The organism is Sorangium sp. So ce726, assembly GCF_051521405.1.
Lineage (GTDB): Bacteria > Myxococcota_A > Polyangia > Polyangiales > Polyangiaceae > Sorangium.
Window position 1 is genome coordinate 10,262,611 of record NZ_CP150349.1, and the last position, 16,409, is coordinate 10,279,019.

The 16,409-nt window shown below is 72.2% G+C and carries 8 protein-coding genes; 5 read left to right on the forward strand and 3 right to left on the reverse strand.

Features of this window, described 5'->3' with window-relative positions:
• Positions 1-60 precede the first annotated feature (60 nt).
• The 3 genes from WME79_RS38215 to WME79_RS38225 all read right to left on the reverse strand — a co-directional run bounded on the left by WME79_RS38215 (position 61) and on the right by WME79_RS38225 (position 3,553).
• The gene (locus WME79_RS38215) at positions 61-870 is read right to left on the reverse strand and encodes a class I SAM-dependent methyltransferase (protein WP_437525310.1); all 810 of its coding nucleotides are present in this window, start codon (positions 868-870) and stop codon (positions 61-63) included.
• A gap of 368 nt (positions 871-1,238) precedes the next feature.
• A complete protein-coding gene (locus tag WME79_RS38220; RefSeq protein ID WP_437525312.1) occupies positions 1,239-2,210 on the reverse strand; it encodes a phosphotransferase enzyme family protein in 972 nt (323 codons plus the stop codon).
• 23 nt (positions 2,211-2,233) lie between these two features.
• Positions 2,234-3,553 carry an MFS transporter gene (locus WME79_RS38225; protein ID WP_437525314.1) on the reverse strand — a complete coding sequence of 440 codons (1,320 nt, stop codon included), beginning with the start codon at positions 3,551-3,553 and terminating at the stop codon, positions 2,234-2,236.
• Between the two features lie 12 nt (positions 3,554-3,565).
• Here WME79_RS38225 and WME79_RS38230 point away from each other — a divergent pair, with 12 nt between their 5' ends.
• The 5 genes from WME79_RS38230 to WME79_RS38250 all read left to right on the forward strand — a co-directional run bounded on the left by WME79_RS38230 (position 3,566) and on the right by WME79_RS38250 (position 16,408).
• Entirely contained in the window at positions 3,566-4,390 is an 825-nt protein-coding gene (locus tag WME79_RS38230) for a glycosyltransferase family 2 protein (protein ID WP_437525316.1), read from the forward strand.
• A 1-nt stretch (position 4,391) separates the two neighbouring features.
• Positions 4,392-5,852, forward strand: coding sequence for a C45 family autoproteolytic acyltransferase/hydolase (locus WME79_RS38235; RefSeq protein ID WP_437525318.1), 1,461 nt, complete (start codon positions 4,392-4,394; stop codon positions 5,850-5,852).
• A 386-nt stretch (positions 5,853-6,238) separates the two neighbouring features.
• Positions 6,239-8,764, forward strand: a complete 2,526-nt coding sequence (locus tag WME79_RS38240) for a cytochrome c peroxidase (RefSeq protein ID WP_437525320.1) — start codon at positions 6,239-6,241, stop codon at positions 8,762-8,764.
• A gap of 40 nt (positions 8,765-8,804) precedes the next feature.
• On the forward strand, positions 8,805-9,455 hold the full coding sequence (locus WME79_RS38245; RefSeq protein WP_437525322.1) for a LolA family protein: 651 nt from the start codon (positions 8,805-8,807) through the stop codon (positions 9,453-9,455).
• A gap of 590 nt (positions 9,456-10,045) precedes the next feature.
• Positions 10,046-16,408 (forward strand): amino acid adenylation domain-containing protein, encoded by a 6,363-nt coding sequence (locus tag WME79_RS38250; protein ID WP_437525323.1) that lies wholly within the window; start codon positions 10,046-10,048, stop codon positions 16,406-16,408.
• The last annotated feature ends 1 nt before the right edge of the window (position 16,409 follow it).

Here is a 16,409-nt window from a genome sequence, read left to right on the forward strand (position 1 = left end):
TTGCTCGCGGCGGTATGCCGGGGGCCGCCGCCAGGACCAGGGACAAGCGGCTCCGCCGGGTCAGCCGGCCAGCACGTCGCGCGGGCGGCGGGCGATCAGCGCGTGCCCCTCCAGGACCTCGCGAACGTTGCCATCCGCGCCCGCGTACTTCGCGATGGCTTTGCGGACGTCGACGGCCAGGTCTTCCTCGCGCGACCCGGGCCGGCCGTGCCATGTGGCCGCGAACGACAGGGCGCGGTCGACGAAGCGCTCCACGGGCGTCTCCCGCGGCTCGAGGACGGAGATGCGCTCGAGATGGCTGAAGGCCGAGTCGAGGAGAACGGCTTCGTTCTTCGCGGACTCGCGGATCTGCGGGCGCGCTGGGTCATCGGTCGAGTACTGGTCGATGAGCGCCTGGAACTCCTTGTGCCACGCGTTCGCCGGGACCTCGGGGTAGGTCTCTCCGAACAGCGCCACTGCGCCGCCTCGGTCGAGCAACGCGTCCAGCGACTTGATGGTCTCGACGCGATCCATCCAGTGGAAAGCGCGACCGATGGTGACGAGCTTGAATCGGCCGAGGTGCGGCCCGAGCTCATACGAGCTGCCGTGAACGAACCGGATCGACACGTCCGCTCGGGCGGCGTTCTCCTTGGCCGCAGAGAGCATTTCGGGCGACGGATCCACCGCGGTCACCGGCCCGGCGAGCGGCGCGAAGTCGATCGCGAGGAACCCCGGGCCCGTCCCGAGATCGAGCACGCTGGCGCCCCGATCGAGCCCGACCAGCTGGGCCACCCGGCGGCTGAGGAGCTTCGGATAGGAAGGGCGGCCAGTCGTGTAGTACCGCGAAGCGGTCTTGAAGCGTTCCGGGTAGAAGAGTTTGCGTTCTGACATGGCGATGGCACCTCTCCTGGCCTCAGGCCAGCGTCGCGCGCGCGGCACGCCCGGGCCGCCGACGCTGCTTCTCTGCGAGCACAGGGCCAGCAGCCGAGCGCGCCGGCAGCGCGGATGCGCGGCAGCGGATGGCGCAAAGCACAGGACGTACCAGCGGCGAAAGCCGCGCGCTCGCCAGCGCCGCGGCGCAACGTTGCTGCCTCCGGAGCAGCGCTTCAGCAGTGCAGCTGGCCTGGACCGGGGGGCCGGAAGTTCAAGCACTCCCTTCTTGGCGTCATGGGCACGACACGACATTCCCGCGGCCTGCTCGGCGGGTGGCGGTCGTGAACGTGAACGTGATCGTGGTCGTCAACTGCGGACGGGTACGCTCATGCCCCCGCGAGCAGCCGCGCGAGCTCCCCGCGCTGGCGCCGCGCCGAGCGCGCCAGCGAGAGCTGACCCGCCGCCCGGTACAGGTTGTGCGCGACCCGCGTCGGGAAGCGCGACGGGTCCCAGCCGAAGTACCGGTCCTCGAACGCATCCCGGCAGAACCTCGCCGCTAGCTCCAGGGCGATCCGCTCCGCCGCGTCCACGAGCGCCTCCTGCTCCTCCGCGCCGAACGGCCTCGCCTCGCGGTAGCCAGCGACGGCGGCGGCGAAGACCTCGAGATCGAAGCGCGTCTCGGTCGAGTCCTCCCCGACCGGGTTGCACCACGACCGCCACGCGTCGCCGAGCTCCACGTCGATCGACTGCAGCGCCAGCGTGTCGAGATCGAGCAGGCAGATCCCCTCCCCCGCCTCGGAGAAGCGCAGGTTCGAGATCTTGAGGTCGCCGTGGCAGTGCCTGGCCGGCAGGTCGAGCCGCCCCTGCCACGTGCGAAACGCATCGAGGATGGCGTCCGCCAGCCGCCGCCCCTCGCCCCCCGTGGCCGCGCCGTCCAGCCGCTCCATGTGGAGCGCCGTGTCGTGCGCGCCCACGCGGACGTGGCGGTACACGTGCTCGAGATCGTCCACCGCCCGGTGGAACCGGGCCGCGAGCTCCCCCGCGGCGCGCGCCAGCACAGGAGAGCCGACCCGGTGGTGCGTCCGGCCAGGGACGAAGTCCATCACCCGCCACACCGCCCCCTCCGCATCGCGCGCGCAGAGCGCGCCATCGCCGGCGCGCAGCAACCGCGGCGTCGCGAGGCCGCGGGCGGCCAGGTGAGCCGTCACCGCCTCGATGTCGTCGTGGACCTCCGGGGCGAAGATCGGGCTCACCCGCTGGACCACGTACCGCGGAGGGTCGCCGGCCAGCCAGGTGCCATTGATGAGGCCCTCGTCCTCGCAGCGGCGCACGGAGAGGCCGCTCAGGGGCGACCACACGTCCGGGATCATCGGGCGGGAAGCTAGCTGCGCTCGGTCCCGGGGGGCAAGGGAGGCGGCGCCGAGACCGCCGCGATCGTCGGGACCGCCTCGGCCCGCCGGCGCAGCATCCACTGCGCCCCGAGCCACGTGACGACGCCGGCGCCGAGGCCGAGCCAGGCAGAAGCCGCGGGGATACCGGCGCGCTCCACCAGGAACGCCACGCCGAGCAACGTCCCGCACAGGCCCACCGTGAGGGCCAGGTTGTCGATCGCCGAGAGCCGGCCGACGAAACGATCCGGCGAGAGCCGCTGGATCTCCGAGCTCGACAGCACCCAGTTCGCCCCGCTGCCCAGGTCCCACACGAGCACGACAACCAGCAGCGCCGCCGGGTGGCGGGTCACCGCGAACACCGCGATCGCCCCGAACGTCACCCAGACGGCCCCGGTCGCCGCGAGCTCGCCCCGCAGGCCGCGGCGGACCAGCGCGACGCCGGCCAGGGGGCCGACCCCGGTGCCCGCGCCGCGCACGCACTGGAGGACGCCCAGCGTGAGCGCGCCCGTGCCCGCGAAGGGGAGCTGCGTCGCGAGCAGGTTGAGCAAGAGGAGCGCCCCGCCGTTCGCCATGTGGACCGGCGTCTTCGCGAGCACCGCGGCGAGCAGCGGCGGCCGCTCCCACGCGTGCCGCCACGCGTGGACCATGTCGCGGCGCACCGACGCGAGCGCCGCCAGCATGCCGCCCTCCGCTGGCCGCCCCTCCGCCACCATCGGGGGGAGCCCCCGGAGGAACAGCGCCGCCAGGCCGAACGACGCCGCGTCCAGGGCGAGCGCCGCCGCTGGGCCGAGCCCCGCGATCAGGCCGCCGAACGCCATCCCGACCGCGAACATGACGCTCCACGTCGCCGACGCGATCGCGTTCGCCTCGAGCAGCTCGTCCTCCTCGACGACATGGCGCAGCACCGCGCTCTGCGCCGGCAAGCGCAGCGCGCCCACCGACGCGCGCACGAAGACGAGGACCTGCACCCCGACCACGCTGCCGGCGACCGCGGCCCCCAGCATCCCGACCGTGAGCGCGCCCTGCACCACGCTCGTCGCGACGAGCAACCACCGCCGATCCAGCCGGTCCGCGAGCACCCCCGCCACCGGCGCGAACAGCGCGATCGGGAGGTGATGCCCCACCATCACCAGCGCCAGCGCCACGACCCCGCCCCCCTCGCCCCCGAGCGCGAGCAGGCTCACAGCGACGAAGCTCATCCAGTCGCCCAGCAGCGAGACGACCTCGCTCATCCAGACGCGACGGAACGCAGGACGGCAACGGAGCAGGAACAGGCCAGGACGGCACTCCGGGCGCCTGCCGCTGTTCATCCAGGGCACACCATGGTAATCGCGCTCTGTCTCATGCGGATCTGCGCCATCATTCCCGCCTACCAGGCCGAGCGCAACGTGGGGGACGTCACACGAGAGGCGCTCCGGGTCCACGGCCTGGCCGGCACCGTCATCGTGGTGGACGATGGGTCGAGCGACAGGACGGCCGAGCGGGCGCGCGCGGCCGGCGCCACGGTGCTGAGCCACCCGGAGAACCAGGGCAAGGGCGCCGCCCTGCGCACCGGGATGGAGTTCACCCTCGCCGCGGGCTTCGACGTCGCGGTCACGATCGACGCAGACGGACAGCACCCGCCGGAGGAGGCGCGGCGCCTCATCGAGGCCGACGCCGACCCGGAGGCGCTGGTGCTCGGCATCCGGGATCTCGTGGGCGCAGGCGCGCCGCGCGCGAACCAGATCTCGAACCGGATCTCGAACTTCTTCCTCTCCCTCTTCGCCGGCCGCCCCTTCGCGGACACCCAGTGCGGCCTGCGCCGCTACCCGCTCCGGAGGACGCTGTCGCTCGGCGCCCGCGACGAGGGGTACGCCTTCGAGGCGGAGATCCTCCTGCGCGCGGTGGCCGCAGGCGTCCGCCTGGTCGAGGTGCCGATCCGGGTCATCTACCCGCCCGAGGGCGAGCGGCTCACCCACTTCGACAGCGTGCGCGATCCGGCGCGGATCATCCGCCGGGTGCTGGCGACGCTCGCGCTCACGCGCGGGCTCCGCCACGTGCCGGCCGCGCCGGAGCTGTCCCCGGACCCGCTCCGCCCGGCCGCGGCGAGCGCGCTCGCCACGGAGCTCGACCCCCACCCGCGGCAGCCGGCGACGGCGCCTCCCTGATTTGCGGCCGTCGCGCCTCGCACGCCACCGCCGCAAGCTCCTCGCGGCCGCCGCGCTCCTCGCCGCGCCGGTCCTCGCGCACCTCGGCATCGCCGCCTCGACGCGGATCGAGCCGCCCCCGATCCACGCGGCCGCCGGCGAGCCCGAGGCGGGGCCGGGAGGGCTGCGCGTGCTCGGCCCGGCCTACGTGCGCCGCCGCGGGCGGATCCTCGAGGCGCGCCTCTCCGGATCGCCGGAGGAGATCGGGCACCAGCACGGGCGGCTCTTCTACCCGGAGATGGTCCAGAACGAGCGGACCCTCTACGAGCAGTTCCACCACTACGTGCCCGTCGCCCCGCTCCGGTGGCTCGTCATGGACCTGTCCCGCCTCGAGTTCCGCGGCGTCGACGAGGGCATGACCGACGGCGTGCGGCGCGAGATCGCCGCGCAGGCCCGCGCCTTCTCGCCCGACCCGTTCGACGGCGTCCTCCCCACGTACCACCGCTTCGTCTTCCTCCAGTCGCTCTACGACATCGCGCTCTCGTTCGAGTACTCGCCGCTCATCGGCTGCACGAGCTTCGCGCTCACCGGGACGGCGTCGGCGGACGGGCACGCGGTGCTCGCCCGCAACTTCGACTTCGAGGCCGGGCCCGTCTTCGACGAGGGCAAGGCGGTGTTCCTTGTCCACGAGCAGGGGAAGATCCCGTACGCCTCGGTGTCCTGGCCCGGCCTGATCGGCGCGGTGACGGGGATGAACGCCGCGGGCCTCGCGCTCGTCGTCCACGGCGGGCGGGCCGGCGAGCCGCGCGCCGCAGGCGAGCCGGTCGTCCACACGATGCGCGAGGTGCTCGGCCGCGCGCGGGGGGTCGACGAGGCGCTCGCGATCCTCGAGACGCGCGCGCCGATGGTCTCCCACCTCGTGATGCTTGTCGACGCGGGCGGCGAGACGGCGATCGCCGAGCGGGCGCCCGGCGCGCCGCTGCACGCGCGCCGGGGCCGCGGCAAGGTCCCGCTCACCAACCACTTCGAGGGGCCGCTCGCCGGCGATCCGCGCAACCTCCGCGTCCAGGCCGAGACCTCGACCCGCCCGCGGCGCGACCGCCTCGACGAGCGGCTCGCGGCGCTGCCCGAGGGCGCGACGATCGAGGCGGCGATCGACGTCCTGCGCGACCGGCGCGGGCGCGGCGGCGCGCCGCTGCCGCTCGGCGACCGGCGCGCGATCGACGCGCTCATCGCCACCCACGCGGTCGTCATGGACGCCACGGCGCGCGTCCTCTGGGTCAGCGAAGGCCCCCACCTCGCCGGCCGCTTCCTCCGCTTCGACCTCACCCGGCTGCTCGACCCGGCGTTCGACCCGGCGCTCGACACGGCCGAGCCCGACGCCCTGCCCGAGGATCCGCTGCTCACGAGCGGCGACTACGCCGCCTGGGAGCGCGCCGGCTCACCCCACGAAGGCGGTGAGCGCGGCAACGACAATCCTTAAATAAACAGACGCAACTAAATAACCGCTCCGTCCCTCGCGCAAGCGCGGCGGCGCCGTCTCCATGCCGTGACGCCGAGATGGCCAGCGTGGCGAGCGAGCGCGACAGCCCCCGCGCCCGGGATGCGCCTCATCCTACAGCGAGCACGAAAGCGCCGCGCCCACGAGGACCCTCCCCGCAGCGCAGCAGCGACACACCCGACGCAAAATCGCAATTATTTCGACGTGGTTTCGGGGTGCCCTCTCTCCCACGCCCATACACCGGAGGTGGGACACCTCTCGTCCGGCGTGGCCTTACCGCAAGATTGCCTAGCGCGACCTTCCGTCCGACAATGCGATTCGGGGCGCCAAGGTCGCGGCATCGGAGCGGCGACCGGGTCGACCAGACCATGACGGACATCAACCTGATCAACACCACCCTCGATCAACGGTACGTCATCCTCGGGCTGCTCGGGGAAGGCGGGATGGGGGCAGTCTACGAGGCTCGGCACCTGGGCACCGGCCGCCGCGTCGCCGTCAAGGTGATCACGAGCAAGCTCGCGCAGGACGAGGCGGTGATGGCCCGCTTCGAGCGCGAGGCCAGGGCGGCCGGCGCGATCGACAGCGAGCACATCGCGAGCGTGCTCGATAGCGGCAGGGACCGCGCGACCGGCCTGCCCTTCCTCGTGATGGAGCTGCTCTCCGGGGAGGACGTCGACCAGATGCTCCGGCGGCTCGGCCCGCTGCCGCCCGAGCTCGCGCTCTGCATCGTGGCCCAGGCGTGCATGGGCCTCATCAAGGCGCACGACGCGCGCGTCCTCCACCGCGACATCAAGCCCGCCAACCTGTTCCTGGCGCGGCGCGACGGGGGCGAGTACGCGGTCAAGCTGCTCGACTTCGGCGTCGCCAAGATCCAGGACGACACCTTCGAGCAACAGAAGGAGCTCACGGCCACGAGCAACCTGATCGGCTCGCCCATCTACATGTCGCCCGAGCAGGCGCGCAACATGCGGGACGTCGACGGCAGGACCGACGTCTGGTCGCTCGGCATCGTCCTCTTCAAGATGCTCGCCGGGCGCACCCCCTACAGGAACTCGCGGGGGCTCGGCGAGCTCATCGTCGCGATCTGCTCGACCCCGGCGCCGCCCATCCAGAGCCTGGCGCCCTGGGTGCCCTACGAGGTCTCCGAGATCGTCGCGCGCGCGCTCCAGATCGACAGGAACCTGCGCTTCCAGAGCGCGGCGGAGATGCTCGACGAGTGCCGGATGCTCCTGCCGCACGGCATCTCGATCCACGAGAGCATGCTGCGGCCCCTGCCCGACTCGGTGCAGGCCGACATCCCGCCGCCCTCGCAGGGGCCGCCGAACCTCGACGTTCCGACGCGGCGCCCGCCGACGCCCGTGGGGACGCCTCGCAGCCGCACGCCCACGCCCGGGAGCACCTCCCGCAGCTGGCCGGACCCCGGTGACCTCTCGACGCGGCGCCCGCCCACGCCCGTGGGGACGCCCCGCAGCTGGCCCGAGCACGTCACGCACAGCGGGCCCCTCGGCCAGAGCGGTCACCACCACACGACCCAGGGCGGCCACCACGCGACCCAGAGCGGGCACTACGCGACCCAGAGCGGGCACCACGCGACCCCGCACGGCCTCCTGATCCGCGGGCTCCCGGACGGCCCGCCGCCATCGAGGACGGTCTCAGGCGCCGCCGTGCCCTTCCAGAAGACGATCATCGTGGCGGGCGATCAGCCGACCGCCCACGTGCGCCCCCGCAGCAAGGCGGCCCCGCTCGTGGCGGCGGCGGCGCTGGTCGCGGCGACGGGCGCCGGCGTCGGCGCCTGGCTCGTGCAGAAGACGACGGCGGCCGCGTCGGCCCCGGCGACCGGCGGGACGCAGCCCGCGCCGGCGGCGGCCGCGGCGCCGGGCACGGCCACCGCGGCGCCGGGCGCGGCCGCCGCGGCCCCGGCCGAGCCGGCCGTGCAGATCGATCCGGAGCGGCTCGGGAGCTTCAACCCGCTGCCGGCGGTGATCACGTCCTCGAGCAACCCGCTCACGGACGAGAAGATCAACCTCGGCCGGATGCTCTACTACGAGACGCGGATCTCGAAGAACCACGACCTCTCGTGCAACTCGTGCCACCCGCTCGACCGCTACGGCGCGGACGGCGCCAAGGTGTCGATCGGGCACGCGCACCAGAGCGGCCGCCGCAACACGCCGAGCGTGTACAACTCCGCGGGGTTCTTCTCGCTCATGTGGGACGGGCGCTTCGACAACGTCGAGGCCCAGGCCAACGGGCCGATGATGAACCCGAGCGAGATGGCGATGACGCCGGTGCGGCTGGAGGCGACGCTGCGCTCCATCCCGGATTACGTGAAGGCGTTCGGCAGGGCGTTCCCGAGCGATCCGTGGCCCGTCAACGCCAACAACACCGCGAAGGCGCTCGGCGCGTTCGAGCGCAAGCTGATCACGCGCGGGCGGTGGGACCTGTTCCTGGAGGGGGAGCCCGAGGCCCTGACCAACGCGGAGAAGGAAGGGTTCAACACGTTCGTCGAGGTCGGCTGTGTGACGTGCCACTTCGGCCCGCACGTCGGGGCGACGATGTTCCAGAAGCTCGGCCTCGTGCGGTCGTGGCCCGACACGATGGATCGCGGCGTCTTCGAGATCACGAAGAAGCAGGCCGATTTCATGGTCTTCCGGGTGCCGACGCTCCGCAACGTGGCCATGACGGCGCCGTACTTCCACGACGGGTCCGTCTCGTCGCTGCAGGAGGCGGTGCGGCTCATGGGCAAGCACCAGCTCGGCAAGGACCTGTCCCATGCCCAGGTCGAGCAGATCGTGGTGTGGCTCAAGTGCCTGACGGGCGACCTCCCGAAGGAGTACATCGCGAAGCCGGACCTGCCGGAGAGCGGGCCCAACACGCCGAAGCCCATTGCGGATTGAGCGCGGCCCGCTCGTCTGACATGAGGAGGACGAGGCGAGGATGCAGCGACGATCTTTTTTGATGGGGCTCGCGGCGTGCGGCGGGGCGCTGTCGCTCGGCAGCCACGCGCGCCGCGCGCGCGCGGACGAGGTGGGCGACGCGCTCGCCGAGATCACGCGGGCGCGCGCGTCGGTGAAGACGCTGGTCGCGCCGTTCACGCAGGAGCGGAGCATCGGCCTGCTGGCGACGGCGGTGAAGAGCGACGGCGAGATGACGCTGGTGCTGCCCGACCGCCTCCGGTGGGAACTGAAGCCGCCGGACGCGATCACCTACTGGATCACGCCCGAGGGGTTCGGCTTCGCGACGCCGAAGGGCGCAACGGGCGCGGGGCGGGGCGCGGCGGGGCGCTTCGGGGCGGTGCTCTCGGACCTCTTGGTGCTGCTCGGCGGTGACCTCGGGAAGCTGCGGGCGCGCTACGATCTGTCGATCCCGAGCCACACGGACGGGATCACGCTGGCGGCGCGGCCGCGGGCCGAGGAGGTCGCGAAGCACGTGCGCAGCCTCGAGATGACCTCGGGGCCGGAGCTGTGGTCGGTGCGGCGCGTGGTCATCGAGGAGCGGAACGGCGACCGGAGCGTCATCGCGTTCGGCAAGGTGGCGCGGGACGTGAGCGTGGATCCGGCGCGGATGAAGGCGCCGAAGCAGGGCTGAGCGGGCGCGCGGGCAGCCGGCGCGCGGGCGACGAGCACGCGAGCAGCGGGCGCGCGGGCAGCGGCGCGCCGTCCGACCAGGAGCAGCGCTTCGAGAGGCCATTGTCGCTCGGCCAGAGAGCGGCTGTGCGCCGCGCGCGGACCATTTGCCAGTTTGCGACAGATCGAGAGTGAGATCTCTTCATGCAACCGGGATCGTAGGCCGGCATCGTTCTAAACAATAAATTAACATTACTTAACGATTGCTTCCCTCCGAGGCGATCATGCAGTGAGCGCGCCTAGCACATCACCGCGCCACAGGCTTCCTCCGCATCATCAGGAGACGTCATGCTCCGTCGATGGGTGGGCTAGACAAGCCCTCTCCTTCGTGGCATGACCTGCGCCCGTTGCTCGAGCGTTCCCCGTAACCCACGATCCTCTCGGGCTCGCAGCGGCGCGAACGCCGAGCCCGGTGGATCACCTCGACCGTTGGCGCACACTGCATCTCCCGCGACGCCTTCGACGCGCCGCGGGCCACATGCATCGATTCGATGGTGAAGCGCCTGGGTGCGCGCAGGGGGTCTTGCGTGCTTGAATCGAAAGGAACTGTTCGTGACACTTGGCATGACTTTTTCTGGGCATGCGCCCAGCGCCGCACAGGATGACCTGACTGGCTCTCGAAGCGCCCTGACGTCACTGCCAGAGCTGCTCGCTCGCCGCGCGGAAGAGCTCGGCGACGCGCCTGCGTACGTTCATCTCCACGAAGGCGAGGAGGAGACGGCGGCGCTCTCGTTCGCCGCGCTCCACGCCCGCGCCAGGACGATCGCCGCCTTCCTCCGCGCGCATTATCCGCCGAAGAGCCGCGTCCTCCTCCTGTTCGCCCCTGGGCTCGAGTTCATCGAGGCGTTCTTCGGCTGCCTGCTGGCGGACATGGTGGCTGTCCCCATCTCGCTGCCACGGCCGAATCGGGCGGAGTCTCGGTTCGACGCCGTCACGGCCGACTGTGCCCCTGCGTGCGCGCTCACCGCGAGCGCCGCGCCGCGGGAGCGGAGCGCGTCGACCGCGCGCTCCGGGCTCGCCGTTCACACGCTGGAGGAGTGCTCCTCGGGCGCCGACGCCGGACGCGCGTGCGGCGCGCGCGCTGCGCGCGGCACGACAGACGACGTCGCGTACCTGCAATACACCTCCGGCTCGACCTCCAGCCCCAAGGGCGTGATGGTCAGCCATCGCAACGTCCTGCAGAACTGCCGCATGCTCGCCGAGGGGTTCGGGATCGAGCGCGGCGACACCTTCGTCAGCTGGCTGCCCCACTTCCACGATCTGGGGCTGATTCACGGGATCATGCTGCCGCTCTTCGTGGGCGGCAGATGCACCAGCATGCCTCCGGCGTCGTTCATCTTCCGGCCCATGCGCTGGCTCGAGGCGCTGTCGCGCCACCGCGGCCACCACAGCGCGGCGCCGAACTTCGCCTTCGATCTCTGCGTGACGAGCTCGACCGCGGAGCAGCGCGCCCGGCTCGATCTGTCCGCGTGGAAGACGGTGATCAACGGGGCCGAGCCCGTCCGCGCGGGGACCCTCGCGCGCTTCCTCGAGGCCTTCGCGCCGAGCGGATTCCGGCCCGAGGCGCTGCGGCCCTCCTACGGCCTTGCCGAGGCGACGCTGGGGGTCAGCGTCTCGCCGAGGCGCCCGCCGCGCGCCGTCACGGTGAGCTCCACGGAGCTGCAACGGGGGCGGGCGCGCGCCTGCTCCGCCGCGGAGTCCGACGCGCAGGAGCTCGTGAGCTGCGGCCGGCCCCTGCCGGGCACGCGCGTCGCCATCGTCGATCCAGCCAGCGGAGCGCCCGCGCCGGATCTGCAGGTGGGCGAGGTGTGGGTCGAAGGCAGCGCGGTGGTGAGCGGCTACTGGAAGAACCCGGAGGCGACGAGCGCCTCGTTCGGCGCGCGGCTGCGCGGGGCAGGCGACCTTCGCTTCTTGCGGACCGGCGATCTCGGGTTCTTGCAGGACGGGGAGCTGTTCATCACAGGGCGGCTCAAGGACGTCATCATCGTCCGGGGACGCAATTACTATCCGCAGGACATCGAGCTCGCGGTGTGCTCCGCCCACGAGGCCTTTGCGCCCGACGGGGGAGCAGCGTTCTCCGTGGGCCTCGAGGATGGGTTGAGCCTCCCTGCCGAAGAGCCGGAGGCGATCGTCCTCTGCCAGGAGATCAAGCGCGGGCAGCGCGGGATCGATCTCGAGGCGCTCGCGCGCGCCGCTCGGCGCGCCGTGGCGCAGCAGTTCGGGCTTCCGGTGCACGCGGTCGTGCTCCTCCCCCCGCGCCGCATCCCCAAGACCACGAGCGGGAAAGTGCAGCGGAGGGCGTGCAAAACGGCCTTTCTGCGCGGCGAGCTGGAGCCCCTCGGCGTGTTCCACGGCGCAATGGCGCGCGATGGCGCGCCCGGCGCGGCCGCGGCTCAGGACGGAGCCTCCGCGATGGGAGGCGCGCAGCCCAATGGATCGAGCTGTACCGCGCGCCTCGGGGCGCTCGTGGGAGACCTCCTTCAGGTGGACGCCGCGCAGCTGCGCTGGGACGTGCCGCTCGTCGAGATCGGGCTCGAGTCGGTCAAGGCGATCCAGCTCGCGGAGCGCATCGCGGGGCTCAGCGGCAGGCAGATCTCGCCGGTGAGCTTGATCGAGGGAATGACGTTGACCGAGCTGTCGCGCCTGCTCGCCGGGCCGCTCTCGCCCGGCGGCCGCGAGGGAGAGGCCCCCGTCGTCAGCCCAGGCGACGACGACCCGGGAGCGCCCTTTCCCCAGACCGACGTTCAACGGGCGTATCTGGTCGGGCGCGAGAGCGCCTTCGACCTCGGGGGCGTCGGCTGTCACGGCTACCTCGAGCGGGAGTGCGATGGGCTGGATCTCGAGCGCTTCGAACAAGCGTGGAATCGGGTCATCGCACGGCACGGGATGCTCAGGGCCGTGTTCACCGGAGATGGGCTCCAGCGGGTGCAACGGACGGTGCCCCGCTTCAAGCCGAAGATCTGGGACCTCCGCGCGATGACGCCGTCCGACGCCGGCCGGGCGCTCGATGACATCCGTCATCGGCTGTCCCACCGCGTGTTCGCGCCCATGGAATGGCCCCTGTTCGACGCCGGCGTGTCGCTCCTTCCAGACGGCCGGCGCCGCGTGCACATCAACCTGGATCTCCTCGCGCTCGACGCCTGGAGCTGCGGGATCGTCTCGCGCGATCTGGAGCGCTTCTACGAGCAACCCGAGCTCGAGCTCCCGCCGCTCGGCGTGACCTTCCGGGACTGCATCGTGGATGCGGAGCGCCATCGACAGACACCGGATCATGAGCGCTCGCTTGCGTTCTGGCGCGAGCGCGTGGCGAGCCTCCCCCCCGCGCCCGACCTGCCGCTCGCCAGGAAGCCTCGAGAGGTCACGCCGCCCCGGTTCGTGCGGCACAGGGGGCGGCTCGATCGGGCCGCGTGGGAATCGCTGAAGAGCCGGGCGAAGGCGAGCCGCCTCACGCCGTCGGCCGTCGTCCTCGCGGCGTTCGCCCAGGTGCTCGGGAAGTGGAGCGCCCGCCCGGAGTTCTCGCTCACGCTGACGTCGTTCGAGCGCCCGCGGCTGCACGACGACGTCGCGGAGATCGTCGGCGACTTCACCACGGTGGTGCTCGTGGGCTTCGACGTGGGCGGGCGCAAAGCGGTCTCCGAGCTGGCGCGCGCCACCCAGGACCAGATCTGGAGGGCGATCGAGCACCGGCGCGCGGGGGCGATCCCGGCGCTCCGCCAGGCACACGCGCCGAGCGTCCCTGTGGTGTTCACGAGCCTGCTCGGCCAGGGAGGGGCCGAGCCGCAGTCGCTGTTCTCCTGGCTCGGGAGGGAGGTCTTCATGGTCACCCAGACGCCGCAGGTGTGGCTCGATCATCAGGTGACCGAGGACCAGGGGGAGCTCGTGTTCTCCTGGGATGTCGTCGAGGCGCTCTTCCCCGAGGGGATGGTCGAAGCGATGCTCGAGTCCTATCTGGATCTGCTCACCCGGCTGGCGCGCGGCGACGAGGCGCTCCAGCGGGCGAGGGTCGCGCTCCCGATCGCGCAGCAGGAGGCGCGCGCCAGGATGAACCGGACGCAGCAGGCCGCGCCGGAGGAGCTGCTCCACGCGGCGTTCGTCCGGAGCGCGGCGGCCCGCGGCGGGTCGCCCGCGGTGATCGCGCCCGAGGGGAGCATCACGTACGAGGAGCTCGACCGGCAGAGCAACGCCCTCGGCCGCGCCTTGCGGGGCCGCGGCGCGCGCCCCAATACCCTGGTCGCCGTCGCCTGCGAGAAGGGCATAACGCAGGCGCTCGGGGCGCTCGGCGCCCTCAAGTCCGGGGCTGCCTACCTGCCTGTCGATCCGGCGTGGCCCCGAGAGCGGCTCTGGGGAATCCTGGCGCAGGGCGAGGTACAGATCGTCCTTACCCAGGCGCGGTTCGCGGAGCCGGCCCGGTGGCCCGCGGGGACGATCGTCGTGCCCCTGGACGCGCCGGGCGGGCTGTCCGAGGACGAGTCGCCCCTCGAGGCCGTTCAGCGGCCCGACGATCTGGCCTACGTCATCTTCACCTCGGGCTCGACAGGGAGGCCGAAGGGCGTGGCGATCGATCACCGCGGCGCCGTGAACACCCTCGCGGACGTGAACACGCGCATCGGCGTGATCGCGTCCGATCGTGTCCTGTCGCTCTCGTCGCTCGCCTTCGATCTGTCGGTCTACGACCTCTTCGGCCTGTGGGCGGCGGGGGGCGCGGTGGTGCTGCCCGAGCCGGGCCGGCTGCGCGATCCCGGCCACTGGGAGGAGCTGATGTCCCGGCACGGCGTGACGTTGTGGAACACCGTCCCGGCGCTCATGCAGATGCTCGTCGAGCACAGGGCGGAGCGCCCGGGCGCCCCCGCGCCCCTGCGCGCCGTGCTCCTCAGCGGGGACTGGATCCCGGTGACCCTGCCCGATCGCATCCGCGAGGCGTTCCCGGGCGCGTCGGTGCTGAGCCTCGGCGGGGCGACGGAGGCGTCGATCTGGTCCATCGCCTATCCGATCACCCGCGTGGAGCCGAGCTGGAAGAGCATCCCTTACGGCACGCCGCTCGCGAACCAGCGATTCTATGTGCTCGACGGGGCGATGGAGCCATGTCCCGACGGGGTGCCCGGGCGCCTCTACATCGGCGGCATGGGCCTCGCGCGCGGCTACTGGCGGGACGAGGAGAGGACGCGCGAGCGCTTCGTGACACACCCGGAGACCGGAGAGCGGCTGTACTGGACCGGCGACCTGGGACGCTGTCTGCCGGACGGGAACATCGAGTTCCTGGGACGCGAAGACTTCCAGGTGAAGATTCAAGGGCACAGGATCGAGCTCGAGGAGATCGAGGCCGCGCTGCTCCAGCACCCCGACGTGGCGAGCGCCGCTGTCTCGGTGGGGAGCACGGCGAGCGGTGGAAAGCGGCTCATCGCCCATATCGTTTCGACCTCGGGCCGGGCGCTCGAGGCGCCCGCGCTGCGGGCGTTCATGGCCTCGAAGCTCCCGGAGTACATGGTGCCGAGCGCCTTCGTGGAGACGGCCCGCCTCCCCCTCACCAGCAACGGCAAGGTCGATCGCAGCGCCCTTCCGGATCCAGCGCGCGAGTCCGGCGTGGAAGCGCCGATCGGCGCGCCTCCGCGGGACACCGCGGCGGATCCGGGGGCGGACCCGGAGGTCCCCTTGCTGCAGGATCCGATCGCGAGGCTGAAGTTCAAGCTGAGCAAGCCGGCGCAGCGCGATGATCTCTCCGGGGCCGCCATCCCCCTGATCGCCCGCGCGCGCACGGACGAGGAGCTCTCGGCGTTCGCGCGGCGGCGCAGCTATCGCCAGTTCCGGAGCGAGCCCATCCCCTTCGAACGCCTGGCGCGCTTCCTGAGGCAGCTGTCTCCGGTGAGGCTGCCAGGGTATCCGCTCGCCAAGCAGCTCTATGCCTCGGCGGGCAACCTGTATCCGGTGCACGTGTATCTGTATGTGAAGCCGGATCGGATCGAGCGGGTCCCCGGAGGCACGTACTACTTCCACCCTGAGCGCGAGCAGCTGGTCGCGATCCAGCCCGGCGCCCACATCGAACGCTCGGTCCACGGGGGTCCCAACGGGCAGGCGTTCGACAGCTCGGCGTTCAGCGTGTACCTCGTGGCGGATCTCGGCGCCATCGAGCCGGTGTACGGCAGTCGGGCGCGGGATCTGTGCCTCATGGAGGCCGGCGTCATCGCCCATCTGCTCGAGTCGACGGCGCCGGATCACCGGATCGGCCTCTGTCAGACGGGCGGATTCGACTTCGCGCAGGTCGCCCACCTCTTCCAGGTCGGCCCGCGCTACGAATACCTCCACGGCCTCGTCGGGGGGGCCATCTCGGACGCGGACACCACCCTCGAGGCGCTTGCCCTCGAGTCGGCGGCGCTGTCGGCCATGGTCGACGCCGCGACGCGCGCCGCGTCGCCGCAGGGCGCCGCGCAGCGGTCAGTCCCGGAGGGCGCGCCGCCCCCTGCGGAGCGCGCCAGGGCGAGGCCCGCCGCGGTGGCGAGCGACGGGCTGGAGAGCGCCATCGCCCGCATCTGGGCCGAGGTGCTGAGACGCCCGCGCGTCGGTCATGACGACAACTTCTTCGACCTCGGGGGCGATTCGCTCCTGCTCGTCAGCATGGCGCGCAGCCTCCGCGAGCGCTTCAGCCGCGATGTTCCCCTTGTGCACCTGTTCGAGCATCCGACGGTGTCCCAGCAGGCGGCGTACCTGAGGACGCTCGGGGTGAACGCGCCCCCCTCGGCGAAAGGCGAGGATGCGGCGGCGCCCGGGGCCGCGCCGGGCGCGGCGGAGGGCGCCCGGTTCGACGCCATCACCGCGCGCGCCCGGCGGCAGCGCGAGCGCGGCCTGGAGCGGAGCGGGCTCGCGCCGTTCGCGCCGTTCACGCCGGAGCAGGCCTCGCGCCAGGGCAAGCCGGAGGATTGAG

What these genes read in the sequence shown, in the direction of transcription:
- WME79_RS38245 (WP_437525322.1), top strand. Translation starts at nt 8,805, where the DNA reads ATGCAGCGACGATCTTTTTTGATGGGGCTCGCGGCGTGCGGCGGGGCG.
- WME79_RS38225 (WP_437525314.1), bottom strand. Translation starts at nt 3,553, where the DNA reads ATGAACAGCGGCAGGCGCCCGGAGTGCCGTCCTGGCCTGTTCCTGCTC.
- WME79_RS38230 (WP_437525316.1), top strand. Translation starts at nt 3,566, where the DNA reads ATGGTAATCGCGCTCTGTCTCATGCGGATCTGCGCCATCATTCCCGCC.
- WME79_RS38215 (WP_437525310.1), bottom strand. Translation starts at nt 870, where the DNA reads ATGTCAGAACGCAAACTCTTCTACCCGGAACGCTTCAAGACCGCTTCG.
- WME79_RS38240 (WP_437525320.1), top strand. Translation starts at nt 6,239, where the DNA reads ATGACGGACATCAACCTGATCAACACCACCCTCGATCAACGGTACGTC.